The 20,784-nt window shown below is 55.5% G+C and carries 19 protein-coding genes and 1 pseudogene; 13 read left to right on the forward strand and 7 right to left on the reverse strand.

Annotated elements, in window-relative coordinates; translation table 11 throughout:
- Positions 1-7: 7 nt before the first annotated feature.
- The 5 genes from HFD92_RS07105 (at position 8) to HFD92_RS07125 (ending at position 4,131) form a co-directional block, all read left to right on the forward strand.
- The gene (locus tag HFD92_RS07105) at positions 8-940 is read left to right on the forward strand and encodes an amino acid ABC transporter permease (RefSeq protein WP_167428615.1); all 933 of its coding nucleotides are present in this window, start codon (positions 8-10) and stop codon (positions 938-940) included.
- Positions 924-1,718: an amino acid ABC transporter ATP-binding protein gene (locus tag HFD92_RS07110; protein ID WP_009092943.1), complete on the forward strand. Its 795-nt coding sequence runs from the start codon at positions 924-926 to the stop codon at positions 1,716-1,718. Before HFD92_RS07105 ends, HFD92_RS07110 begins: the two co-directional genes overlap by 17 nt.
- A gap of 53 nt (positions 1,719-1,771) precedes the next feature.
- On the forward strand, positions 1,772-2,623 hold the full coding sequence (locus tag HFD92_RS07115) for an ABC transporter substrate-binding protein (RefSeq protein ID WP_370525224.1): 852 nt from the start codon (positions 1,772-1,774) through the stop codon (positions 2,621-2,623).
- 156 nt (positions 2,624-2,779) lie between these two features.
- Positions 2,780-3,340, forward strand: a complete 561-nt coding sequence (locus HFD92_RS07120; RefSeq protein WP_009092945.1) for a non-canonical purine NTP pyrophosphatase — start codon at positions 2,780-2,782, stop codon at positions 3,338-3,340.
- Complete coding sequence (locus tag HFD92_RS07125) at positions 3,337-4,131, forward strand: SIR2 family protein (protein WP_009092947.1); 795 nt, start codon at positions 3,337-3,339, stop codon at positions 4,129-4,131. Before HFD92_RS07120 ends, HFD92_RS07125 begins: the two co-directional genes overlap by 4 nt.
- 41 nt (positions 4,132-4,172) lie before the next feature.
- On the opposite strand, the gene HFD92_RS07130 is transcribed toward HFD92_RS07125, so the two are convergent.
- Positions 4,173-4,622, reverse strand: coding sequence for a hypothetical protein (locus HFD92_RS07130; protein WP_167428617.1), 450 nt, complete (start codon positions 4,620-4,622; stop codon positions 4,173-4,175).
- A 66-nt stretch (positions 4,623-4,688) separates the two neighbouring features.
- Here HFD92_RS07130 and HFD92_RS07135 point away from each other — a divergent pair, with 66 nt between their 5' ends.
- From HFD92_RS07135 to HFD92_RS07145, 3 genes are all read left to right on the forward strand, one after another.
- Positions 4,689-5,015, forward strand: coding sequence for a YebG family protein (locus HFD92_RS07135; protein WP_046102677.1), 327 nt, complete (start codon positions 4,689-4,691; stop codon positions 5,013-5,015).
- 1,026 nt (positions 5,016-6,041) lie between these two features.
- On the forward strand, positions 6,042-6,302 hold the full coding sequence (locus HFD92_RS07140; protein WP_167428618.1) for a phage holin family protein: 261 nt from the start codon (positions 6,042-6,044) through the stop codon (positions 6,300-6,302).
- 28 nt (positions 6,303-6,330) lie between these two features.
- Positions 6,331-7,956, forward strand: a complete 1,626-nt coding sequence (locus HFD92_RS07145; RefSeq protein ID WP_167428619.1) for a cholesterol oxidase substrate-binding domain-containing protein — start codon at positions 6,331-6,333, stop codon at positions 7,954-7,956.
- A 64-nt stretch (positions 7,957-8,020) separates the two neighbouring features.
- Here HFD92_RS07145 and HFD92_RS07150 read toward each other — a convergent pair whose 3' ends face one another.
- Positions 8,021-8,296: a hypothetical protein gene (locus HFD92_RS07150; protein ID WP_167428620.1), complete on the reverse strand. Its 276-nt coding sequence runs from the start codon at positions 8,294-8,296 to the stop codon at positions 8,021-8,023.
- Positions 8,297-8,708: 412 nt separating this feature from the next.
- Here HFD92_RS07150 and HFD92_RS21665 point away from each other — a divergent pair.
- The 4 genes and pseudogenes from HFD92_RS21665 to HFD92_RS07170 all read left to right on the forward strand — a co-directional run.
- Positions 8,709-8,825 (forward strand): annotated as a pseudogene (locus HFD92_RS21665) (hypothetical protein); the annotation flags it as partial.
- Positions 8,826-8,987: 162 nt separating this feature from the next.
- The gene (gene licT, locus HFD92_RS07160; RefSeq protein WP_009092953.1) at positions 8,988-9,821 is read left to right on the forward strand and encodes a BglG family transcription antiterminator LicT; all 834 of its coding nucleotides are present in this window, start codon (positions 8,988-8,990) and stop codon (positions 9,819-9,821) included.
- Positions 9,822-9,958: 137 nt separating this feature from the next.
- Complete coding sequence (gene bglF / locus HFD92_RS07165) at positions 9,959-11,821, forward strand: PTS beta-glucoside transporter subunit IIABC (protein WP_167428621.1); 1,863 nt, start codon at positions 9,959-9,961, stop codon at positions 11,819-11,821.
- 12 nt (positions 11,822-11,833) lie between these two features.
- A complete protein-coding gene (locus tag HFD92_RS07170) occupies positions 11,834-13,228 on the forward strand; it encodes a glycoside hydrolase family 1 protein (protein ID WP_167428622.1) in 1,395 nt (464 codons plus the stop codon).
- Between the two features lie 65 nt (positions 13,229-13,293).
- Here the strand turns inward: HFD92_RS07170 and HFD92_RS07175 are convergent, their stop codons facing one another.
- On the reverse strand, positions 13,294-14,421 hold the full coding sequence (locus HFD92_RS07175) for a Fic family protein (protein WP_140029165.1): 1,128 nt from the start codon (positions 14,419-14,421) through the stop codon (positions 13,294-13,296).
- A gap of 520 nt (positions 14,422-14,941) precedes the next feature.
- Between HFD92_RS07175 and HFD92_RS07180 the strand changes: the two genes are divergently transcribed.
- Positions 14,942-16,882 carry a methyl-accepting chemotaxis protein gene (locus tag HFD92_RS07180; RefSeq protein ID WP_167428623.1) on the forward strand — a complete coding sequence of 647 codons (1,941 nt, stop codon included), beginning with the start codon at positions 14,942-14,944 and terminating at the stop codon, positions 16,880-16,882.
- A gap of 121 nt (positions 16,883-17,003) precedes the next feature.
- On the opposite strand, the gene HFD92_RS07185 is transcribed toward HFD92_RS07180, so the two are convergent.
- From HFD92_RS07185 to HFD92_RS07200, 4 genes are read right to left on the reverse strand one after another with little or no spacing between them, the layout of a single operon-like run.
- Positions 17,004-18,086: an ABC transporter ATP-binding protein gene (locus HFD92_RS07185; RefSeq protein ID WP_140029167.1), complete on the reverse strand. Its 1,083-nt coding sequence runs from the start codon at positions 18,084-18,086 to the stop codon at positions 17,004-17,006.
- Between the two features lie 2 nt (positions 18,087-18,088).
- Positions 18,089-19,036 carry a carbohydrate kinase family protein gene (locus HFD92_RS07190; protein ID WP_111208732.1) on the reverse strand — a complete coding sequence of 316 codons (948 nt, stop codon included), beginning with the start codon at positions 19,034-19,036 and terminating at the stop codon, positions 18,089-18,091.
- Between the two features lie 2 nt (positions 19,037-19,038).
- Positions 19,039-19,878 carry a carbohydrate ABC transporter permease gene (locus HFD92_RS07195; protein WP_167428624.1) on the reverse strand — a complete coding sequence of 280 codons (840 nt, stop codon included), beginning with the start codon at positions 19,876-19,878 and terminating at the stop codon, positions 19,039-19,041.
- Positions 19,868-20,776, reverse strand: a complete 909-nt coding sequence (locus HFD92_RS07200) for a carbohydrate ABC transporter permease (RefSeq protein WP_058958074.1) — start codon at positions 20,774-20,776, stop codon at positions 19,868-19,870. Before HFD92_RS07200 ends, HFD92_RS07195 begins: the two co-directional genes overlap by 11 nt.
- Positions 20,777-20,784: the final 8 nt, after the last annotated feature.

Genomic DNA, 20,784 nt, shown 5'->3' on the forward strand with positions numbered 1-20,784 from the left:
ATCGACGATGAGTAAACCTCAGCATCAACAGTTACAGGTGGTGCCGGCCCGTTATCCGGCACGCACCGCTGGCGCGATCGTTGCGCTGTTTATCCTGGCAGGCGTCGTGCAGTCGGTGGCCTTTAATCCGCGCTGGGAGTGGGGGGTGTTTGCACGCTGGTTCTTTGATCCGGTGATCCTGCACGGTCTGGGACAGACGCTGCTGCTCACCCTGCTGGGGACGATCTTCAGCCTGCTGGCTGGCGGTCTGCTGGCTCTGGCGCGCCTCTCCTCCTCCTGGCTGCTGAGCACGCTGGCATGGGGCTACATCTGGCTGTTTCGTTCACTGCCGCTGATCGTCGTGCTGATTATTCTTTATAACTTCTCCTATCTCTATGAAACGCTCTCGATAGGGATTCCGTTTACCGGCCTGTCGTGGGGCGCGTTTCAGACCATCAATGTGCTGGGACAGTTTCCGGCCGCGGTCATCGGCCTGACACTGGTGCAGGCGGCCTACAGCGCGGAGATCATTCGCGGCGGCATTCTCGGTGTCGATCAGGGGCAGGTGGAGGCGGCTTCTGCGCTCGGCCTCTCTGCCACGCGCCGCACCTTCCGCATCATTCTGCCGCAGGCGCTGCGCACCATTATTCCGACCACGTTCAACGAGATCATCAGCCTGGCGAAAGGCACGACGATGGTTTATGTGCTGGCCATGCCGGAGCTCTTTTACACCATTCAGATGATCTATAACCGCAATCAGGAGGTCATTCCGCTGCTGATGGTGGGTGCCGCGTGGTATCTGATTATCACCACCGTGCTCTCCGTCATTCAGTACAACGCAGAACGCTGGATGGCCCGCAGCGTAACGCGTGAACCGCAACCCTCTCGCTGGCGTCAATGGCGCAACCGCGTCTCGCCACTTCAACCGACCGAGGAGATCAGCCATGTCCGAAGCCATTGATTATCGCCTTTCTCACACCAGCGGGGCCATCAGCATCACCGGCGTCAGCAAACGTTTTGGCAAACATAAAGCGCTGGATAATGTCTCGCTCTCCCTGCCGCCTGGCTCGGTCACGGTGATCCTCGGCCCCTCCGGCTCCGGTAAATCCACCCTGCTGCGCACCATCAATCATCTGGAGCGGGTCGATGAAGGCTTTATTCAGATTGATGGCGACTATATCGGCTATCAGCAGCGCGGCAACAAGCTCTATGAGCTGAAGGAGCAGGCGATTCTGCGGCAGCGCATAAACGTCGGCTACGTCTTCCAGAACTTTAACCTGTTCCCGCACCTGAGCGTGCTGGATAACCTGATTGAAGCACCGATTGCGCATCGCCAGCTCTCCCGGCAGGCGGCGATTCAGCGGGCCGGTGAACTGCTGGACATTGTCGGCCTGCGCCACAAAGCTGATGCCTGGCCGCGCCACCTGTCAGGCGGGCAGCAGCAGCGCATCGCTATCGCGCGGGCGCTGATGCTCAATCCCAGGGTGATGCTGTTCGATGAACCCACCTCGGCGCTGGACCCGGAACTGGTCGGCGAAGTGCTCGATGTGATCAAGAAGCTGGCGCGCTCCGGCACCACGCTGGTCATTGTGACGCACGAGATCGGATTTGCCCGCGAAGTGGCTGACCATGTGGTCTTTATGGTGGATGGCCGGATTGTGGAGCAGGGCACGACCCAGCAGGTGCTCAGCAATCCGCGTCACGAGCGCACCCGTCGCTTCCTGGCGCGCGTCTTATGAGGCGCCTGACGCCCCTGGCGCTGGCTTTCGCGGGGCTGATCCCGGCGCTCTCCATGGCCGCCCCGGAAAAGCCCGACATCCGCCGCAACGAAACGCCCATCCATGCTCCGGCTAATCCGCTGGCGATCGCTAAAATTCCGGCGAACTATCACTTTATCGAGCCGGGTACCCTGACCGTGGCGACCTCAGCCACAAACTCGCCGCCGCTGGCGCTGCTGGCCTCTGACAACGTGACCCGCATCGGCAGCGATCCCGACATCGCCAGGCTGCTGGCTGACAGTCTGGGGTTAAAGCTGAAGCTGGTGCCGGCCTCATGGGAGGACTGGCCGCTGGGGATCAGCGCCGGGCGCTATGATGTGGCAATGTTTAATATCGCCGTCACCGAAGAGCGTAAGAAGAAGTTCGACTTTGCCACCTATCGTGCCGACAACCACGCTTTCGCGGTGAAAAAGGAGAGTCCGATCAGTCAGATCAGTGCGCCTGCTGACATTGCCGGGAAGCGCATTATCGTGTCGTCGGGCACCAATCAGGAGCGGATCCTGCTGAGCTGGGATGCGCAGAACCGGGCAAAAGGCCTGCCTGCCGTGACGCCAATCTATCTGACCGATGATGCCTCTGCGACGCTGACGCTGCTGTCGGGACGGGCCGACGCCCTGTTTGGCCCGCACTCTATGGCCGCCTGGAAAGCCGCGTCGCGCGGCCAGACCCGACTGGTGGGCAACGGGCCGTTTCGTGCCTGGGTCGCCGTCACCACCAAAAAGGGCAATGGCCTGGCCCCGGCACTGCAGACTGCGCTGGATGGCACCATCGCGGGCGGCCAGTATCAGCAGGTGCTGGCCCGCTGGGGTGAACAGGATGAGGCCGTCGACCACTCCCTGATAAACCCGCCGGGTATCGTTTACTGACACCGCCAGACCGGTTGCACTGTGGTAACCGGTCTGGTGCATGGCATGCTGATAAGCCGATAATTGCACTACACTCTCCGGCGTGACTGTTTTATCCTGCCCTCTCAAATTCATAAAAAATTCTGTTGTGTGGCGGAGTTTCAGCCCTGGAAGCCCATGAAAATCAGATTCCTTTCTGCCAATGAGCAAAAGCTGGCGGAGGTGCGCAAGATACTCGAACCTGTCGGGGTCGAAGTGCTGCCCATCGCCCGTCGCATCGAAGAAATACAGACAGAAAACGAGCTTGACCTGGTGCGTGACAAGCTGACCAAAGCTTTCGCGCTGATCGGGCGGCCGCTGTTTGTTGAGCACACCGGCCTCTATCTGGATGGCCTGAATGGGTTGCCCGCGGGTCTGACCCGCATCTTCTGGAATCGCCTCGATGCCGAGCGCTTTACGGCGCTGGTGCAGGGTCTCGACAGCCAGGCCGTCACGGCCAAAACGGTGCTGGGTTACTGTGACGGCCGCAAGATGTATCAGTTTTCAGGCGAGCTGCGCGGCACCATCGCGGCAAAACCTGCTGGCACGCGCGGCTTTCAGTGGGACTGCGTCTTTATTCCCGAAGGCTATGAGCAGACCTTTGCCGAAATGGGTGAACTCAAGAATGAGATCTCCATGCGGCGCATTGCTCTGGATCGCTTCGCCACCTTTTTGAAAACCGCCCGGGGAGTGGCATGAAACCTGAACTCAAACGCGCCTATGATTCCGGCAAACTGATTCTGTTTGCCGGTGCCGGTATCTCACGCAATTTCGGCCTGCCGGAGTGGCATGAGCTGATTGCGCACCTCGCGCATGAACTGGGCTACGATCCAAAAATCTTCAATACTTACGGCACGCACCTGTCGCTGGCGGAGTATTACAAACAGAAAAAAGGCTCGCTGGGTCCGCTGCGCAGCTGGATGGATCGCGAGTGGCACCGGCCCGATATTGATGTCCGCTCTTCTGAAATTCACACCATGATTACGCAGGGTAATTTCTCCCGTATCTACACCACTAACTACGATCGCTGGCTGGAAGCGGCGCACGACGCGCATGGGGTTCCCTATTATAAAGTGGCGAACGCCGCCGATCTGGTGTCGCTGACCGAAGAGAAGCGACATATCATCAAACTTCACGGCGATTTCGACGACGATACCTCCATCGTGCTGGACGAAAGCAGCTATTTTGAGCGTCTCTATTTCGACTCGCCGCTCGACATCAAACTCACCCACGACGTGATGGGCAATTCGGTGCTGTTTGTCGGCTACAGCATCAGTGACTTTAACATTCGCCTGCTCTTTTACCGCCTGACGAAAATGTGGGGTCGCACCGGGCTGGCAACGGCCCGGCCAAAATCGTACCTGTTTACCAACCGCAACAACCCGGTGGCCAAAGAGGTGCTGGGGCAGTGGGGGATCGAAGTGATCGTCTCGGAAGAGGATGATCCGCGTAAAGCGCTGGCACAGTTCCTGGAAGAGTTGCTGGTGTAATGCCTGTATCGCCTGCTCAGAGAGTGGCTGCTTAAAATCAATCAATGCGTGGCGTTATGATCAGAAGTGTTGTGAAGGGTACAGTGTTCGGTTTTACGGGGCTTGTTCTGCTGGCCCTGACAGGGACAGGAGCGCTGATCTATCTGAAAACGGGTGACCAGTACTACAGTGAGGAAAATCTTGCGGCGTGCAAACATTACACGGTTGAGCAGGCAAAACAGACCGTGCTGAGTGCCTGGCTGAGACAACCCAACGACTAGCAAAACTGGCATGAAGCAGCCGAAGTCGCCCGCCAGAAGGGCATACGGTTCATTGACGCAGAGATAAGCGGCCCGGCTGAGCAATGGCTGGTCCCTTTTTATGCAGAACGCGTTACGGGCAAAAAGCAGTACGGCATGCTGGATTGCGGCAAACTCACCGTTGAGTTCGCGTCTGAGTAACAAACCCTGCGCAATAACAAGGTCTGACTGCCTGTTCCCGTTAAACTCCATTCTCTGCTGGCAAAGCAAACCGAGCATGATATACTGTATGTATACACAGTACCTGAGGGCGAAAAGATGGCTGTTGAAACAAAATTTGTAGTAGTCAGAAAGGGTGAAGAGAAGATGACGTTTGCCAATAAGAAAGAGGCCGATGCCTACGACAAAATGCTCGATATGGCCGAAGCCTTCACCGACTGGCTGTTACAGCATCAGCCCGCGATGGATGAAGCACAGGCGGAAACGCTGGGCCTGCTGATTGCTGAGCAGAAAGAGTCGGTACAGCATATCCTTCGCACCAGCAAACTGCCGGAGGCGACGACCCACGCTTCCCGCTCAGATGATGCTGACAATCAGGCTGATGAGCCTGCGGCTAAGAAAGTGCGCGCAGTAAAAGCGGCCTAATCTTCTCTATAACGCCGGAAGCGAACCTTCCGGCGTTGTGTTTCTGACTGTAACTCTCCTGGCTTTATATTCTCTTTCCGTCTCATCCGTATTATCTCCTTGAATGAGCCCCATCGTTCATCGTTATTCCTGAGCGCTCTGATTATGACAGAACAGGCGGGGGGGCAATGCACATTAAAATTCTTTTCTGTAAAATATAAGCTCATCAAAATTCTTTGCCCGCACTATTCCTCTGCCTTTCTGTGCGACCCATCAGTGATGACGGTCGCGCTCAGACAGGATCAGCATGCCTGTTCCGCTTTTATCAATCTCTTCTGCAATAAATCATTTCCCCAGAAATAGAGTAAACCCTGCTTAAGTCCGGAAAGAGAATGTGGAAACCCTTCCGCCCCCCCCAATCATTGAACAGGAAGATGCTACTGAATTTTTTAATTATTTTATGAATCTGTACATTAAAAACGCCCTTTCCAAAAAAATTATCATATTGGACTTCTTTTTAATTAACATCTACCGCCTGTCATGTATAGAGATCATAAAAAACGGAGAGGAGGTTCGATTTTGATTATACTTGTTAATAAAAAAACCAGAAGCCTGTTTTGTAAAGGAAAGGTAATTTCCCTGAGCAGGAACGAATTCACACTTTTTATTTTTATGATCAAAAGCAGGAAGGTAAGGGAGATTGATGTTGCAGATTTAATCTTACAGATATGGGAAGCAAGATATAAATCCATCTCTGCTAATAATATCTCTCAGCTTTTCTATCTGTTGAGAAAAAAACTTCAGATAATAGACCCCCTTTTGAACCTGACTTACTCAAAAAGCAAAGGCGTTCAGTTTTTTATACCCAAAAGCCTCGTTTTTATCACCTGTAATGAAAAGCTCTATTTCTTTTTACAAAAGAAAATGACCTGGCTCAGAAAATTTACACGTCGCACTCTGTTTTTTATTTGAGCATTGCACTGATCTTCTTTATCACTATAACCACTCCTGGTGCGACAGGAGGCGTTAACATGTCAGGGGAGATATATGAGAAGTGAACCTGAAACAATCTGGCTGGTGGTCTTCTTGCTGATATCCTTTTTCGGTGGCGTAACAAGATATCTGTTAAGTGCTCACGCAGGAAGAGCAGTTCCAACGATACAAACACTTTTATCTGCGCTGACCATCTCAATTTTCTGGGGACTTCTTGGAGGTATTATATGTGTTAATTATGGATTGAGTCTGTATGAAGCCATTGTTATAAGTGGGGCTGTCTCATTTTTCTGTGGTGGATGTGTTTACCGTTAAATCTGAAGAGTATAAATAAGGACATTCTATGAACAACCTGATTGCAACTGCATTCCCGTTAAAAACGTACCGCACTGATTTTTTAAACTGGTCAAAAGAGACATCCGGAAAAAATATTCTCTCATGTTCACCTAAGACCAGTGCTGAGTTACTTGATGTCATTAACTGGGCTGTTGATAATAAATTTAAAGTCCGCCCGGTAGGCATTCAGCATAACTGGTCAAGATTGACTATTGATAATAATGCTGACAACAGCGACGTTGTTCTGGTTGATATGACGAAACATCTTAATGCTGCAACGATAGTCAAACATGGTGATTACGGCTATGTCACGGCTCAGACCGGCATTCAGATGGAAGCTCTGGTTACTCTGCTTGAGAAAAAGAAACTAGGCTTTTACAGCATGCCTGCACCAGGCGATCTGACGCTTGGCGGTGTCCTCGCAATAGGAGGACATGGGACCGGCATCGCCTCTGTCAATGAAGAACGCCCCGCAGGGGGGAGCTGGGGAACGGTCAGCAATAACATTGTCGAACTTAAAGCTATTGTATGGGATGACAATCTTAAGCAGTACGTGTTGAAAACGTTCGAAAGAACCAACCCGGAGATATCAGCATTTATGGTGCATGTCGGGAGAGCATTTATTTATGAAGTTAAACTTCAGGTGCCGCGCAACAAGCGTTTACGCTGCCAAAGTTTTGTCAATGTTCCCGCCGTCGAATTATTTGGTCAGGAGGGTGAAGGTATCAGAACCTATACCTCTTATCTGGATAAATGCGGTCGTGCTGAGATCATCTGGTTTCCGTTTACTACCACACCATGGTTAAAAATCTGGACAGAATCTCCAGCCTACAACAGGATATCCAAACCCGTCCATTCTCCCTTTAACTATCCTTTTTCGGATAATATTCCTGTTCAGGTTTCCGATTTGGTCAGTAAGATTCATAATGGCTTTCCGGAACTCACACCTTCATTAGGAAACGTGATGTTCAATCTGGTTAATATCGGACTTGGTGCGACAATCAGTAGCGACCTGTGGGGGTGGAGCAAAGACGTCTTGATGTATATCAAGCCAGACACCCTTCGGGTGACGGCTAACGGCTATGTCATCATCACCCGCAGAGAGAACATTCAAAAGGTACTCAGTGAATTTAAGGCGAAGTATGAGAGCATGGTGGATATCTATAAAAAATCCAACGCTTATCCCATGAATGGTCCGATTGAAATTCGTGTGACCGGTTTAGATAATCCAGCTGATACCGATATTGCTGGAGCTGTTCCTCCTGCACTCTCCGCAGCCCGGCCTGTTGATGCTCACCCTGAATGGGATGTTGCAATCTGGCTGGATAATCTGACAATGCCTGGCACACCCGACTCACTGAAGTTTTTCAGAGAGCTGGAAGAGTGGGTGTTTAATCACTATTCTGGCGATTATGCAACGGTACGCGTTGAGTGGAGCAAAGGCTGGGGATATTCAGAAAAAGATGCCTGGGATAATGAGACTGTTATCGACACCCTTATTCCTGATAGCTTAACTCAGGGTATCACCGATGGATATGACTGGCGTTTTGCAAAAGCGACGCTCGATAAGTATGACCCTCATTACCTCTACTCTTCACCTCTAACCAGGAGGCTTTTTAAAGCGACCTTGTAGTCATCATTCGGTCACTGTGAATGAAGCCACATAAACTGTGGCTTCATATCCGGATAGATTATATTTAACCCCCCCATTCTTCATTGAAATGGTAGTTAATCTGACTGGCATCGCCACCCAGCGCACTGCCTAATGAAGCAATCGTTGTAAATATGGCAAAGCCGATTGAATCAAGGGCGTGATGAATGCTTCCTAACCCGATGGTATCCAAAAGCCTCCCTGGAAAAGAGAGCAGGGAGGTATTGAATAAATCGTTAATCAGCTTAACACCACCAACAATAATTTCACCAACATTGCCACCTGAGACTGAGTTTACTTCGGTCAGAGTTAGTTCACGCATTGAAATTTCCTTATCACAATAATAAATGGCAAATTTATTAAAAAATAATTTTGCCTTCAATTGATGGTTGCATAACCTGAACAGGCTGTCAATAATCCGGAAGCCAGCTCATCTTCATAAAAAAATAATAAACCTTCTCCATCCTGATATCCGGAAGGAGTCGTTAAATTATTTGTCATTATTCAGGATGTCTTTTTCCGGTTTTTTATTATGCTTTCGCGATCTCAGTATCTGCGGCATGTTAATTCGCTCACACTTTTTCTGAAACAGAAACTCCCCGGTTTTTTCACTGCATGCAATCGATATTAGTGTGGCCCCTTTATCTGCAAAGAGCTGTTATTGTTTAACAGGAAAACCTGAGCGTCTCACGGTTTCTGCCACTGTGAGGCGCTCAGGTTTTTTTTGCCTTGCTCGTCCCTTCAGCTGGCTGGAAATGCAGCCCGGCATTCAGTACTGGCATCACCCGGCGGGTATCGCCCGCACTCAGGATGCCTGGGTGACGAAACGTAAAACCGTGGTGACATTTTAAATTTCCCTGTGCAGCAGGATCGCCGTCACGCTTTTCACCGAGGCAGATTGAGGTCCGCCTTAAAAATGGTAGAGTGCGCGTACTGGATTGTTACTGCTCAGGCAGGCAAAACCTGATTTCTGGCGTCAGCCGGAGGTCAGGTTTTTTGTTTTTGGGGTCTGGATGAAAATCGCCAAAGTGCTTAATAACAATGTGGTGGTGGTTCAGGACGAACAGGGACGTGAGCAGGTCGTGATGGGACGCGGACTGGCTTTTCAGAAGCGTGTCGGGGACAGTCTTGATACCGCGCAGATTGAGAAAGTATTCGCGCTGCAAAGCGATCTTCTGGTGCGCCGTCTTGAGGAGTTACTGAACCAGATCCCTGCTGAGGTCATGACGACCTGTGACCGCATTATCAACCTGGCAGCACAGCGATTAGGGAAACTGCAGGAGAGTCTCTACATCACATTAACGGATCACTGTTTCTTTGCCATCGAGCGGCAGAAGAAGGGGCTGGCGATAAAAAACGTGCTGCTCTGGGATATCAGGCGACTCTATCCCCGGGAGTTCGAGCTGGGTCAGGAAGCCCGCGCCATCATCGCCCGTCGTCTGAATGTGGAACTGCCTGAGGATGAAGCCGGATTTATCGCGCTTCATCTGGTAACGGCTCAGCTCAACAACGAAATGCCGGAAGTGATGGATGTGACGCGGGTGATGCAGGACGTTCTGCAACTGGTGAAGTATCAGCTGCAGCTGGACTATGACGAGTCATCGCTGAGTTACCAGCGGTTCGTCACCCATCTGAAGTTTTTTGCCCAGCGGATGCTGACACGCACCGTCGTTGATGACGATGATGTGTCACTCCATACCGCGGTCAAAGAGAACTATCCCAAAGCGTGGAAATGCGCGGTGAAGATCGCGCAGCATCTGCAGCAAAGCTATCAGCGCGATCTGACAGCGGAAGAGATGATGTTTCTCGCCATTCATATCGAACGGGTGAGAAAAGAGGGGCGTTAAACCCCCTTAAACTGGATTGTTACTGCGTCGTGCAGGCAAAACCTGAGCGCGGCCTCTGAAAAGAGGTCGTTCTCAGGTTTTTTTATTTTTGGCTCCCTCAACGGATGTCTGCGGACATTGCTTGTAAGGAAAGAGAGATGGAATATCAGAAACTGGCGCAGGAGATCCTCAGCCATGTGGGTGGTAAAGCGAACATCGTCAGCCTGGAGCATTGCGCCACCCGGCTTCGTTTCAGACTGAAAGAGAGTCATAAGGCGGATGCGGAGGCACTGAAGAAAAACCCGGGTGTGATTATGGTGGTTGAAAGCGGCGGGCAGTTCCAGGTCGTCATCGGCAACCATGTGCATGCGGTCTGGCAGGCGGTTCGCGCTGAAGCGGGACTGCGCGATGACGCTCCTGTCGCAACGGATGAAAACGCCAGTGGCGGTAACCTTTTCAGCCGGCTTATTGACATCATTTCAGGTATTTTCACCCCTTTTATCGGCATTCTGGCCGCTTCGGGCATTCTTAAAGGCCTGCTGGCCCTGGCTGTGGTCTGCGGCTGGCTTTCCGTTGAGAGCGGCACCTATAAAATCTGGTTTGCTGCCAGTGATGCGCTGTTCTTCTTTTTCCCGCTGGTGCTGGGTTATACCGCCGGTAAGAAGTTTGGTGGCAATCCCTTCATCACCATGGTAATCGGTGGGGCACTCACCCATCCGACCATGATCGCCGCCTTTAATGCCAGCCAGCAGACCGGTGCAATGGCGGACGCGTTTCTGGGTATCCCTGTCACCTGGTTCAACTACAGTGCGTCGGTCATTCCGGTGATTCTTGCCGCGTGGGTGAGCTGCTGGCTGGAAAAACAGAGCAACAGGCGGCTTCCTGCCTCCATGAAGAACTTTTTTACGCCCCTGATCTGCCTGGGCATTACCGTGCCGCTGACTTTTCTGGTGATTGGCCCCGTGGCCACCTGGCTGAGCATGATGCTGGCCAACGGCTACCAGTGGATTTATGCACTGGCCCCCTGGCTGGCTGGCGCCGCCATGGGTGCGCTGTGGCAGGTCTGTGTGATCTTTGGTTTGCACTGGGGGCTGGTGCCTCTCATGATCAACAACCTGGCGGTGCTGGGGCACGACTCAATGCTGCCGATGCTGCTGCCCGCCGTCATGGGTCAGGTTGGCGCCGCGCTGGGGATTTTCCTGCGCAGCCGCGATGCCCGACAGAAGGTGCTGGCTGGCTCGTCCGTGACGGCAGGAATTTTTGGAATTACCGAACCGGCTGTGTATGGCGTCAATCTGCCGCTGCGTCGTCCCTTTATTTTTGGCTGCGTGGCGGGTGCTATCGGCGGGGCGATTGTCGGCTTCAGCCACACACACGTTTACTCCTTTGGCTTTGCCAACGTCTTCACGATTGCTCAGATGATCCCGCCCGGTGGGGTCGATGCCACGCTATGGGGCGGGATTGCCGGAACAGTGCTGGCGCTGGTTCTGAGCTGTGGCATGACCCTGCTTGCCGGTATGCCCAAAGCCGCCCCCCCTGTGGCGGCGACAGCCCGCTCCTCAGACGAAAACGCGATTCTTTCCCCGCTGTCTGGCACCGTGCTGGCGCTCGATCAGGTGCCGGATGCCACGTTCGCCAGTGGCCTGCTGGGACGCGGTGTCGCCATCATTCCGCTTGATAACAAAGTCATCGCGCCATTTGCTGGTGAGGTCGCCTCGCTGTTTCAGACCCGGCACGCCATCGGCCTGCTGAGTGATAGCGGCGTCGAGTTGTTGATCCACGTCGGCATCGATACGGTGAAGCTCGACGGCGAGCCGTTTATCGCACACGTCAGCGCAGGCGACAAAATTCAACCGGGCGATCTGCTGCTGGAATTTGATCGCCAGGCGATCCTTGATGCCGGCTATGACCTGACCACTCCCATCATTATCAGTAACAGCGATGACTACGCTGATGTCATCACGGCTGCAGCCAGCACCGTGACGGCCGGACAACCGTTACTCAGCCTCAGCCATCAATAACAGGAGAACAGCATGAAAACTTTCCCGGATTCATTTTTATGGGGCGGCGCCGTTGCCGCAAATCAGGTGGAAGGGGCCTGGCGTGAGGCGGGTAAAGGCCTTTCGACCTCCGACCTTCAGCCGCAGGGGATTTTTGGTCCGGTTTGCGAGCGGGGCCCCGGCAGTCACAGCCTCAAGGATGTGGCGATTGATTTTTACCACCGCTATCCGGAGGATATCCGCCTGTTTGCCGAGATGGGTTTCAGCTGCCTGCGGGTCTCAATTGCATGGACACGCATCTTTCCGCAGGGTGATGAGCAGCAGCCTGCCGAGGCAGGTCTGGCTTTTTATGACCGGCTGTTTGACGAGCTGGCCGCGCACAACATCACGCCACTTGTGACACTGTCACACTATGAGATGCCCTGGGGTCTGGTGACGCAGTATGGGGGCTGGGGCAATCGGCGGGTGATTGATTTCTTCAGTCACTACGCCCGCACCGTCTTTACCCGTTACCGGCATAAAGTCAGACTCTGGCTGACCTTTAATGAGATTAACATGTCGCTGCATGCTCCGCTGACCGGGGTGGGTCTGCCGGAAACCGCCAGCAAAGGGGAGGTGTATCAGGCGATTCATCATCAGCTGGTCGCCAGCGCGCTGGCGGTAAAAGCCTGCCATGAGATTATCCCTGACGCCCAAATCGGCAACATGCTGCTGGGTGGGCTGGTCTATCCATTGAGCTGCAAACCCGAAGATGTTCTGGAAGCGCTGCAGGAGAACCGGATATGGCAATTCTTTGGCGACGTTCAGTGCCGTGGCGCTTATCCGGGCTACATGTTGCGCTTCTTCCGCGACAACCAAATTGCCCTTGAGATCACCGACGCCGACCGTGAAGCGCTGAAATCGACCGTCGATTTCATCTCTTTCAGCTACTACATGACCGGCTGCGTCACCGCCGATGACGCGCTGAATCAGCAGCTGCGGGGCAATATCCTGAGTATGGTGCCGAACCCCCATCTGCCCGCGTCTGAATGGGGCTGGCAGATTGATCCGATCGGCTTGCGCACGCTGCTCAATCTGCTGTGGGATCGCTATCAGAAGCCGCTGTTTATCGTTGAGAATGGGCTTGGCGCGAAAGATAAACCCGATGCCGCCGGGGTCGTGCAGGATGACTACCGCATCAGCTACCTCAACGATCATCTGGTGCAGGTCCGTGAGGCGATTGAAGATGGCGTGGAGGTCATGGGCTATACCAGCTGGGGCCCGATCGATCTGGTCAGCGCATCGAAAGCCGAACTCTCTAAACGCTACGGATTTATCTACGTCGATCGCGACGACAACGGTGAGGGTTCACTGGCGCGCAGCCGCAAAAAAAGCTTCTACTGGTATAAAGAGGTCATCGCCACCCGAGGAGGATCGCTGAAAGGGTGATCGCCGCGGGAAAGCGGCATCGCGCTGCCTGCGGTCTCTTTTCCCTCCGTGCAAAACCGGCTGAGTCAGGGTGTCTCGCCAGTATTAACCTGATAGCGGGTGCTCCTGCCGCCGCCTTCCAGACGGTAAAGGCACCCTTTTTCGACCAGATCCGCCAGATGTCGGGTTGCAGTCGCTTTACTGACTTTTGCCACCTTCTGATACTGACTGGCGCTGATCCCCTGTTCAAATCCCTGCTCGCCGCCATCCAGCAGCCGGTTCAGCACTTTAACCTGCTCCTGACTCAGTCCCGTTCCCTGATAGCGCAGCCAGAATCGCGCCTTAATCTGCGTGCGGTCAATCACGCTCATCGCCTGTTGCAGGCTCTCATCAAGGATATCCAGAAACCACACCAGCCAGCGGGTGATGTCGGTGTCGCCTTTTTGCGTCTGTTCCAGAATGCGGTAATAGTCCGCACGGTGCGCCAGAATAGCGGGAGACATGGCGTAGAGACGAATACTCTGACTGTCGGCCTGCGCCAGTGCCAGGTCGGTAAGTGCCCGCGTGATGCGGCCGTTGCCGTCATCAAAGGGATGCAGGGTCACAAACCAGAGGTGACAGATCGCGGCCCGCAGCAACGGGTCGAGCATGACGTCCTGCTGGCTCTGGTTAAACCACGCTATAAACTGCGCCAGCTGCGGCTCCAGTCCGTCACGCGGCGGGGCTTCAAAATGGATGGTAGGCCGGTCAATACGCCCTGAAACCACCTGCATCGGCTCGCTGCCACGCAACATCCCGACGCTCAGACGCTGCACCGTCCATTCATCTGCCGGAAACAGCCAGTGATGCCACTGATACAGTCGCTCCATCGTCAGCGGCTGGCTGCGGTTGTTGATCGCGTCCAGCATCATCGCCGCCAGGCCTTCTGAGCGGTCAGAGACCGGCCAGGGCTGCTCTTCCGTGACGCCCAGCCGCCGCGCCAGCGACGAGCGGACCGACTGCACGTTAACCCGCTCCTCTTCAATGGCCGATGAGGAGAGGATATTACTGAGCAGGGTATCCAGCGTCTGGCTTTCGCTGTCGGGGTGCAGACTGGCGCGGCCCAGCAGCAGGCCGCGCTGCTGCTGCAGATGGCGCAGGCGCGGTAACAGCACAGCATCCTGCCAGTGAAAGTGGGGCCAGTCGGCCTGTTGCCAGATCCAGTGGGTGTTCATCGTCAGCTCAGGGTCAGGAAATGAGCCGAATCACGCATCTTATTCGGCTCACAGAATGAGGCGATAATAACAAACAATCGGCTCACAGAATACGCTGGCGAACCTGAGGACAGAAAAAAGGGCCCGAAGGCCCTGTCTGTTTAGCGGGAGAACTGAATAAAGGTGTCTGAGTAGTAATGTACAATCCAGGCAACATAAGCCAGCCAGATAATTAACCCACCTGTTAAACCGAATTTACCAATCATTGATTTCTCTCCACAGTGATAAGGGTCTGCAGCAATGTTTTACATAAACTGACAGTTGTGGAGAGCGGCTGTATTGTCGCAGATCAAAAAAATCCCGTTCACCATTCACGACATAATCCCTTAGCGATCAATTTCCCCGAAATAATCAGGCGGCGTTCTGGGTGCCGCAGGCTGAGCGCAGGGTAAAGTTCAAAAAAACGCCGCCGATAGATGATCTCAGGAGCACTATAACCACAAGGAGGTAAAGAGCAGGATCATTTCCAGGGGAAAAAATTATGTCCAGTTCGTTACTAAAAAAGAAAAAAATGAGTACCCGTGCGCAGATGCTGCTCATGGGCGGTTTAACCATCACGCTGGGCTTTACCGTCACCATAGGTGTCCTCAGCTGGCAGTCCGGTAAAGAGCAGAAAGCGCTGGCAGAGAAGTATCTGCAGCAGATTGCCCAGAGCCGGGGTCTGCAGGTGCAGCAGGAGCTGACGCATGCGCGCGATGTGGCCAGTCATCTTGGACAAAGTCTGATCGCTTTACCGCATGCAGGCATTACCGATCGCAAGGCAGCGGACAAAGTGATGGAATATGCGCTGCGCGCCAATCCTGAGTATCTGTCGATGTCAGTGATATTCGAACAGAATGCGTTCGATGGCCGCGATGCGGAGTTCGCCACCCAGCAGGGTCAGGCGCCACAGGGCCGCTATGCCTGGTTTGTTGACCGCGATGCCTCAGGCCATTACGCCATGCATCCGCTGCTTTCTTACCTCACGCCGGGACAGGGCGACTACTATCTCATCCCGCAAAAGTCCCAAAAAGATACGCTTACCGAACCCTATAGCTACGCCTATAACGGCGTGCCGACATTACTCACTTCGGTGGCTGCGGTGATTATGGATCAGGGCACGCTGAAGGCGGTCGTCACGTCAGATATTTCGCTGGCCTCGCTGCAAGCGAAAGTGAACCAGATTAAACCCTGGCAGGGCACCGGCTATGCGCTGCTGCTCTCCAATGGCGGCAATGTGGTCTCATCGCCGGTTAAAGAGGAGGCCGGAAAACCCTGGAAAGGCCAAACCGATAACTTTACCTCGAAGGTGGTGCAGCATTTTGATGCGGTACTGGGTGAAGAGGCGCTGGTCACCTGGCAGCCAGTCGTGATCGGCAACAGCGATAAGCCCTGGTATCTGGGTGTGGTCGCGCCGGTCAGCCAGGTGATGGCCGCCGCCAACCGCCAGCTGATGTGGGCGGTGATCCTGATGGTGGTGAGCATTCTGCTGGTCGGTACGGTGCTGGGTATGCTGTTCAGCCGTAAGGTGCTGCGTCCGATTGGCGGCGAGCCGATTGAAGCGGCGCAGATCGCGCTGGCGGTAGCCGATGGCAAACTGGATAACGCGATTGCCGTGCAGAAGGGCGATCGCAGCAGCCTGTTCTTTGCCCTTGAGACCATGCAGACCCAGCTGCGACAGATTGTGGGACAGATTAAAGATGCCAGTGAATCGGTGCGTCAGGGGGCGGGGGAAATTGCCAGTGGCAACCTCAACCTGGCGTCGCGCACCGAGGAGCAGGCTGCCGCGCTGGAGCAGACCGCCGCCAGCATGGAGCAGATTAGCGCCACGATTCGTCTGAACGCCGACAACGCACAGCAGGCGACCAGCCTGACCGAAAACGCCACGCACATCGCCAGCCGCGGTGCCACGCTGGTCGGTGAGGTCGTGCAGACCATGGCGCAGATTGATGACAGCTCGAAGAAAATTGGCGATATCACCACGATGATCAACAGCATCGCTTTCCAGACCAATATTCTGGCGCTGAATGCGGCAGTGGAAGCGGCGCGTGCTGGTGAACAGGGACGCGGCTTCGCCGTGGTCGCCAGTGAGGTGCGTAATCTGGCTCAGCGCAGTGCCAACGCTGTGAAAGAGATTGGCGCGCTGATCGAAGAGTCAAGCGTGCGGGTCGAAAGCGGCGTCCGGCTGGTGAACGATGCCGGTAAGACCATGCAGGAGATGATGCAGGCGGTGAACTCGGTGCAGGGAATTATCGGTGAGATTGTCACTGCCTCTGACGAGCAGGCGCGTGGCATCAGTCAGGTCACGATTGCCGTCAACGAGATGGATGGCACCACCCAACAGAACGCCGCGCTGGTGCAGCAGATGTCCGCCGCCGCCAGTTCACTGGAGGATCAGGCGCAGCAGCTGGCGCAGACGGTGGAGCAGTTTCACCTGGCATAAAACGCACTGACAACGCCGTCGCTGCCGGACAGGGCGACGGAGCAGATGCCTTCCGCAAAGTCGCAACACCCGCCATCCCTGGCGGGTTAGCCCTCTGTGTGGGCTGTCTGATGCAGATTCATTACGCCTCTGTCAGGCGCTCACCGCTGACGGCATCAAACAGGTGCATCTTGTCCGGATTAACCGTTACCGGCAGCGTGCCACCCGGCACGGCATCACTGCGGCCGCTCAGCTGCATATGCAGCAAAAATCCCTGCCACGCCAGATGTAACAGCGTCGACTCCCCCGTAATCTCGACGATATTCACCGTTGCCGGTTGCCCGCTGACATCGGTGATCAGATCGTGAGGGCGCACGCCCAGCGTGACCGGCTGACCCGCCTGCTGCTGTGCGGCACGGTGCCAGCGGGAAGGAAGCCGCAGCCACTGCTCACCACAGCAGACGCCTGGCACGGCGTCCCGTACTTCAAAGCGGGCATCCAGCAGATTCATCGGCGGTGAACCGATAAACCGCGCCACGAAGGTGTTAACCGGGCGATCATAAATCGCCAGCGGCGCACCCTGCTGCACGATAACGCCATCCTTCATCACCACGATCTGATCGGCCAGCGTCATCGCTTCGACCTGATCGTGGGTGACATAAACCATGGTGGTTTTAAAACGCTGATGAAGCGATTTGATTTCGGCGCGCAGCTCCATCCGCAACTGCGCATCCAGGTTCGAGAGCGGCTCATCGAACAAAAATACCTGCGGGTTGCGCACCATCGCCCGGCCCATCGCCACGCGCTGCCGCTGTCCGCCCGATAAAGCCCGGGGATAGCGCTGCAACAGCTGATCGATGCCGAGAATGCCCGCAATCCGGGCGATTTTGCTCTTCTGCTCCTCGCGCTTCACCTTTTTCACCTGCATATGAAACGCCAGGTTCTCAGCAACGGTCAGGTGCGGATAGAGCGCGTAGCTCTGAAACACCATCGCGATATCCCGGTCGGCGGGGTCGAGATCGTTGATGCGCTTTTTGTCGAGCAGGATGTCGCCGTCAGAGACGCTATCCAGACCCGCAAGCAGCCGCAGCAGGGTGGATTTACCGCAGCCGGAGGGACCGACCAGCACGGTAAAAGTGCCGTCAGGAATAGTTAAATCCAGCGGCTGCAGTACGCTCTGTTTACCGTAGCGCTTCGCCACCTGTACAAGTTCAACACTGGCCATGGTCAGCGCACCTCATTTGAAAGTTGGAGTTGTTGCCAGCTGGGATAGCGGCGCGGTGAGCTACTGATTGCCTGTGACGCCACGTCAATGCCCCAGCGCAGGGCGGTATGAGAGGAGTGCTGATAGAGCAGAGCCGTGAGGAAACCAGCATTGAAACTGTCCCCCGCACCGATGGTGTCGACCACCGTTACCGGTTGTGCGGCGGCAAATTGCACAGAGGCGGCAGACCAGAGGCGTGCGCCCTCCGCGCCGCACTTGATCACACATCCGCCGCGGCCGCTGAGCCGCGCTGACAGCTGTTTGCCGCTCTGCTCCAGCAACTCTGCGCCCGCCAGACCCAGCGCCTCCACCTCATTCAGCAGCAGCCAGTCGCAGTCCGCTAACCATGCCGCAATCTGTAAGCGAAGGGCATCGCTCCAGCCCGCTGGCGGCCAGCCGGTGTCCACCGCCACACAAAAACCACGCTGCTGTAAGGTGGCCAGCAGCGCGGGATAGTGTGCATAAAGTTCCAGGCAGAGAAAGGTGCCGCACAGCAGCACGATGTCACCCGGGACGGCCTGGGGCGGCAGCTGAGCCAGCACATCGTCGACGGTCAGCAGGGTGATGTGCCCGTAGTTGCTGAGAAAGGAGCGTTCGTTATCGGGGTGAGTGACGCCCACCGTCAGTGACGTCTCGCAGGCGTAGCGCGGCCACTGCTTCGCGCTGTGCGGAAAATGGCTGGCCAGCCAGTGACTCAGACCATCATTACCCTGGTTAGCGATAGCGCGATGCGGCACCTGCATCGCCTCCAGCGCCAGCGCGCAGTTTCCGGCCGAGCCGCCGGGACGAAGCTCACTGTGCTGCAGCATCACTTCGGTGCCGCGCTGCGGCCAGTCACTGAGCGTACTCATGATTAAATCGACGTTGATATTGCCCACCACATAGAGGGTGGCGACAGTGGAATGGTTCATAGTTATCCCTTACTTCCCCCGCTGGTGAGGCCACTGACCAGCGTTTTCTGCAGCCAGATGGCGATAAACAGAGGCGGTACCGATGCCAGAATGCCAATGGCGGCGATCAGCCCGTCATCCGTCGCCCGTCCGGCGGTAAAACCGGCAATGGCGACCGGCAGGGTCTGGGCCGACAGATTGCTGGTGAACAGCAGCGCGTAAAAAAACTCATCCCAGGCGAGCAGCCAGCCAAACAGGGCAGCGGCACCCAGCACCGGTTTTGCCAGCGGCAGCGTGATGCGCAGCAGAACCTGCCAGAAGCGCAGGCCATCCAGCCGGGCCGCCTGTTCGATATCACGGGGCAGGGCGTCGAACTGATTCTTCAGCATCCAGGTCAGAAACGGCAGGATCAGCGAGCAGTAGACCATCACCAGACCGGGACGGGTGTTGAGCAGACTTAGCTGTTGCAGCAGGAAGTAGAGCGGCAGTACAAAGGCCACGGGCGGCACCATATAGATCGCCAGGGCGCCGGAAAGCCAGGCCTCGCGACCGCTGTAGCGCGAGAAGCTGAACGCCGCCGGGATCGCCAGCAGCAGGGAGATCGCCGTGGCGACCGACGCGACCAGCAGGCTGTTTCCCAGCGCATGCAGGAAGATCGCGCCCGGCTGGCCAGGTGCCAGCGAAATCAGCCCCTGATAGCGGCTGAAATCCCACTGGCGCGGCAGCCATTCTAACGGCACCCGGGAGAGATCGCTGGCGGAACTGACGCTCATCAGAAACAGCCAGCCCATCGGGGCGAGAATGCTGAGGGCGACCAGCAGCGCAGCCCCGTAACGCAGCCCCTGGCGCAGTTTAGTTTTCATAGGCGGAACTCCGGCGGCGCTGATGCCATAACATCAGCAGATAGAGCGTGATCAGCAGGGCGCACATCAGGGTCATCAGGATCGCGTAGGCAGCGCCGCTGCCCGCGCGCAGGTAGCTGAACGACTCCTGATAGACGAAGAAGCTCAGGGTTTTGGTGCTGTCCACCGGCCCGCCGCGCGTCATCACATAGATGATGTCAAAAATTTTAAAGGCATCGATGGTGCGCAACACCAGCGCCACGCCCAGCGGCGCGACAATCGCCGGGAAGGTGATCGCCCGGAAACGACGCCAGGCGGAGGCTCCATCCAGTCGCGCCGCCTCAAACAGATCGTCGGGGATCGACTGCAGCGCAGCCAGCACCAGCAGGGTCACCAGCGGATAGTTTTTCCAGATGTCTGCAAACATCACTGCATTCAGCGCGGCATCCGGCGACCCCAGCCAGCTGCGATAGCCGTCAATAATGCCCAGCTGGGTGAGCAGGGCGTTGATGCTGCCGTAGTCGGGGTTGAAGTTCAGCCGCCACATCATGGCGTTGACAATCGTGGGCAGCGCCCACGGCAGGATCACCAGCACCCGCAGCACGTTGCGTCCGTGGAATCGCTGATTCAGCAGCAGCGCCACCAGCACGCCGATGATCCCTTCACAGACCACAGAAACCACGGTGAAATAGAGGGTGCGCCAGATCGAAGCCCGGAAATCGGGATCGCTCAGCGCATAGAGGTAGTTTTCCAGCCCGACCCAGCCTGGCGTTTCCCCACTGCCAATCAGCGCAGCATCGGTAAAGCTGAGCCAGATTGTGCGCACCAGGGGCCAGGCGGTCAGCAGCAGCATCACCAGCAGCATGGGTGCCAGCAGCACCCATGCCTGACGCTGTTCGCGTTGACGCAGACTCAGCATCATCACTC

It is taken from the genome of Pantoea sp. EKM101V (assembly GCF_011800325.1).
In the GTDB taxonomy this organism is placed as follows: Bacteria; Pseudomonadota; Gammaproteobacteria; order Enterobacterales; family Enterobacteriaceae; genus Pantoea; species Pantoea anthophila.

What these genes read in the sequence shown, in the direction of transcription:
- HFD92_RS07105 (WP_167428615.1), top strand. Translation starts at nt 8, where the DNA reads ATGAGTAAACCTCAGCATCAACAGTTACAGGTGGTGCCGGCCCGTTAT.
- HFD92_RS07110 (WP_009092943.1), top strand. Translation starts at nt 924, where the DNA reads ATGTCCGAAGCCATTGATTATCGCCTTTCTCACACCAGCGGGGCCATC.
- HFD92_RS07115 (WP_370525224.1), top strand. Translation starts at nt 1,772, where the DNA reads ATGGCCGCCCCGGAAAAGCCCGACATCCGCCGCAACGAAACGCCCATC.
- HFD92_RS07120 (WP_009092945.1), top strand. Translation starts at nt 2,780, where the DNA reads ATGAAAATCAGATTCCTTTCTGCCAATGAGCAAAAGCTGGCGGAGGTG.
- HFD92_RS07125 (WP_009092947.1), top strand. Translation starts at nt 3,337, where the DNA reads ATGAAACCTGAACTCAAACGCGCCTATGATTCCGGCAAACTGATTCTG.
- HFD92_RS07130 (WP_167428617.1), bottom strand. Translation starts at nt 4,622, where the DNA reads ATGGAGTTTAACGGGAACAGGCAGTCAGACCTTGTTATTGCGCAGGGT.
- HFD92_RS07135 (WP_046102677.1), top strand. Translation starts at nt 4,689, where the DNA reads ATGGCTGTTGAAACAAAATTTGTAGTAGTCAGAAAGGGTGAAGAGAAG.
- HFD92_RS07140 (WP_167428618.1), top strand. Translation starts at nt 6,042, where the DNA reads ATGAGAAGTGAACCTGAAACAATCTGGCTGGTGGTCTTCTTGCTGATA.
- HFD92_RS07145 (WP_167428619.1), top strand. Translation starts at nt 6,331, where the DNA reads ATGAACAACCTGATTGCAACTGCATTCCCGTTAAAAACGTACCGCACT.
- HFD92_RS07150 (WP_167428620.1), bottom strand. Translation starts at nt 8,296, where the DNA reads ATGCGTGAACTAACTCTGACCGAAGTAAACTCAGTCTCAGGTGGCAAT.
- licT (WP_009092953.1), top strand. Translation starts at nt 8,988, where the DNA reads ATGAAAATCGCCAAAGTGCTTAATAACAATGTGGTGGTGGTTCAGGAC.
- bglF (WP_167428621.1), top strand. Translation starts at nt 9,959, where the DNA reads ATGGAATATCAGAAACTGGCGCAGGAGATCCTCAGCCATGTGGGTGGT.
- HFD92_RS07170 (WP_167428622.1), top strand. Translation starts at nt 11,834, where the DNA reads ATGAAAACTTTCCCGGATTCATTTTTATGGGGCGGCGCCGTTGCCGCA.
- HFD92_RS07175 (WP_140029165.1), bottom strand. Translation starts at nt 14,421, where the DNA reads ATGAACACCCACTGGATCTGGCAACAGGCCGACTGGCCCCACTTTCAC.
- HFD92_RS07180 (WP_167428623.1), top strand. Translation starts at nt 14,942, where the DNA reads ATGTCCAGTTCGTTACTAAAAAAGAAAAAAATGAGTACCCGTGCGCAG.
- HFD92_RS07185 (WP_140029167.1), bottom strand. Translation starts at nt 18,086, where the DNA reads ATGGCCAGTGTTGAACTTGTACAGGTGGCGAAGCGCTACGGTAAACAG.
- HFD92_RS07190 (WP_111208732.1), bottom strand. Translation starts at nt 19,036, where the DNA reads ATGAACCATTCCACTGTCGCCACCCTCTATGTGGTGGGCAATATCAAC.
- HFD92_RS07195 (WP_167428624.1), bottom strand. Translation starts at nt 19,878, where the DNA reads ATGAAAACTAAACTGCGCCAGGGGCTGCGTTACGGGGCTGCGCTGCTG.
- HFD92_RS07200 (WP_058958074.1), bottom strand. Translation starts at nt 20,776, where the DNA reads ATGCTGAGTCTGCGTCAACGCGAACAGCGTCAGGCATGGGTGCTGCTG.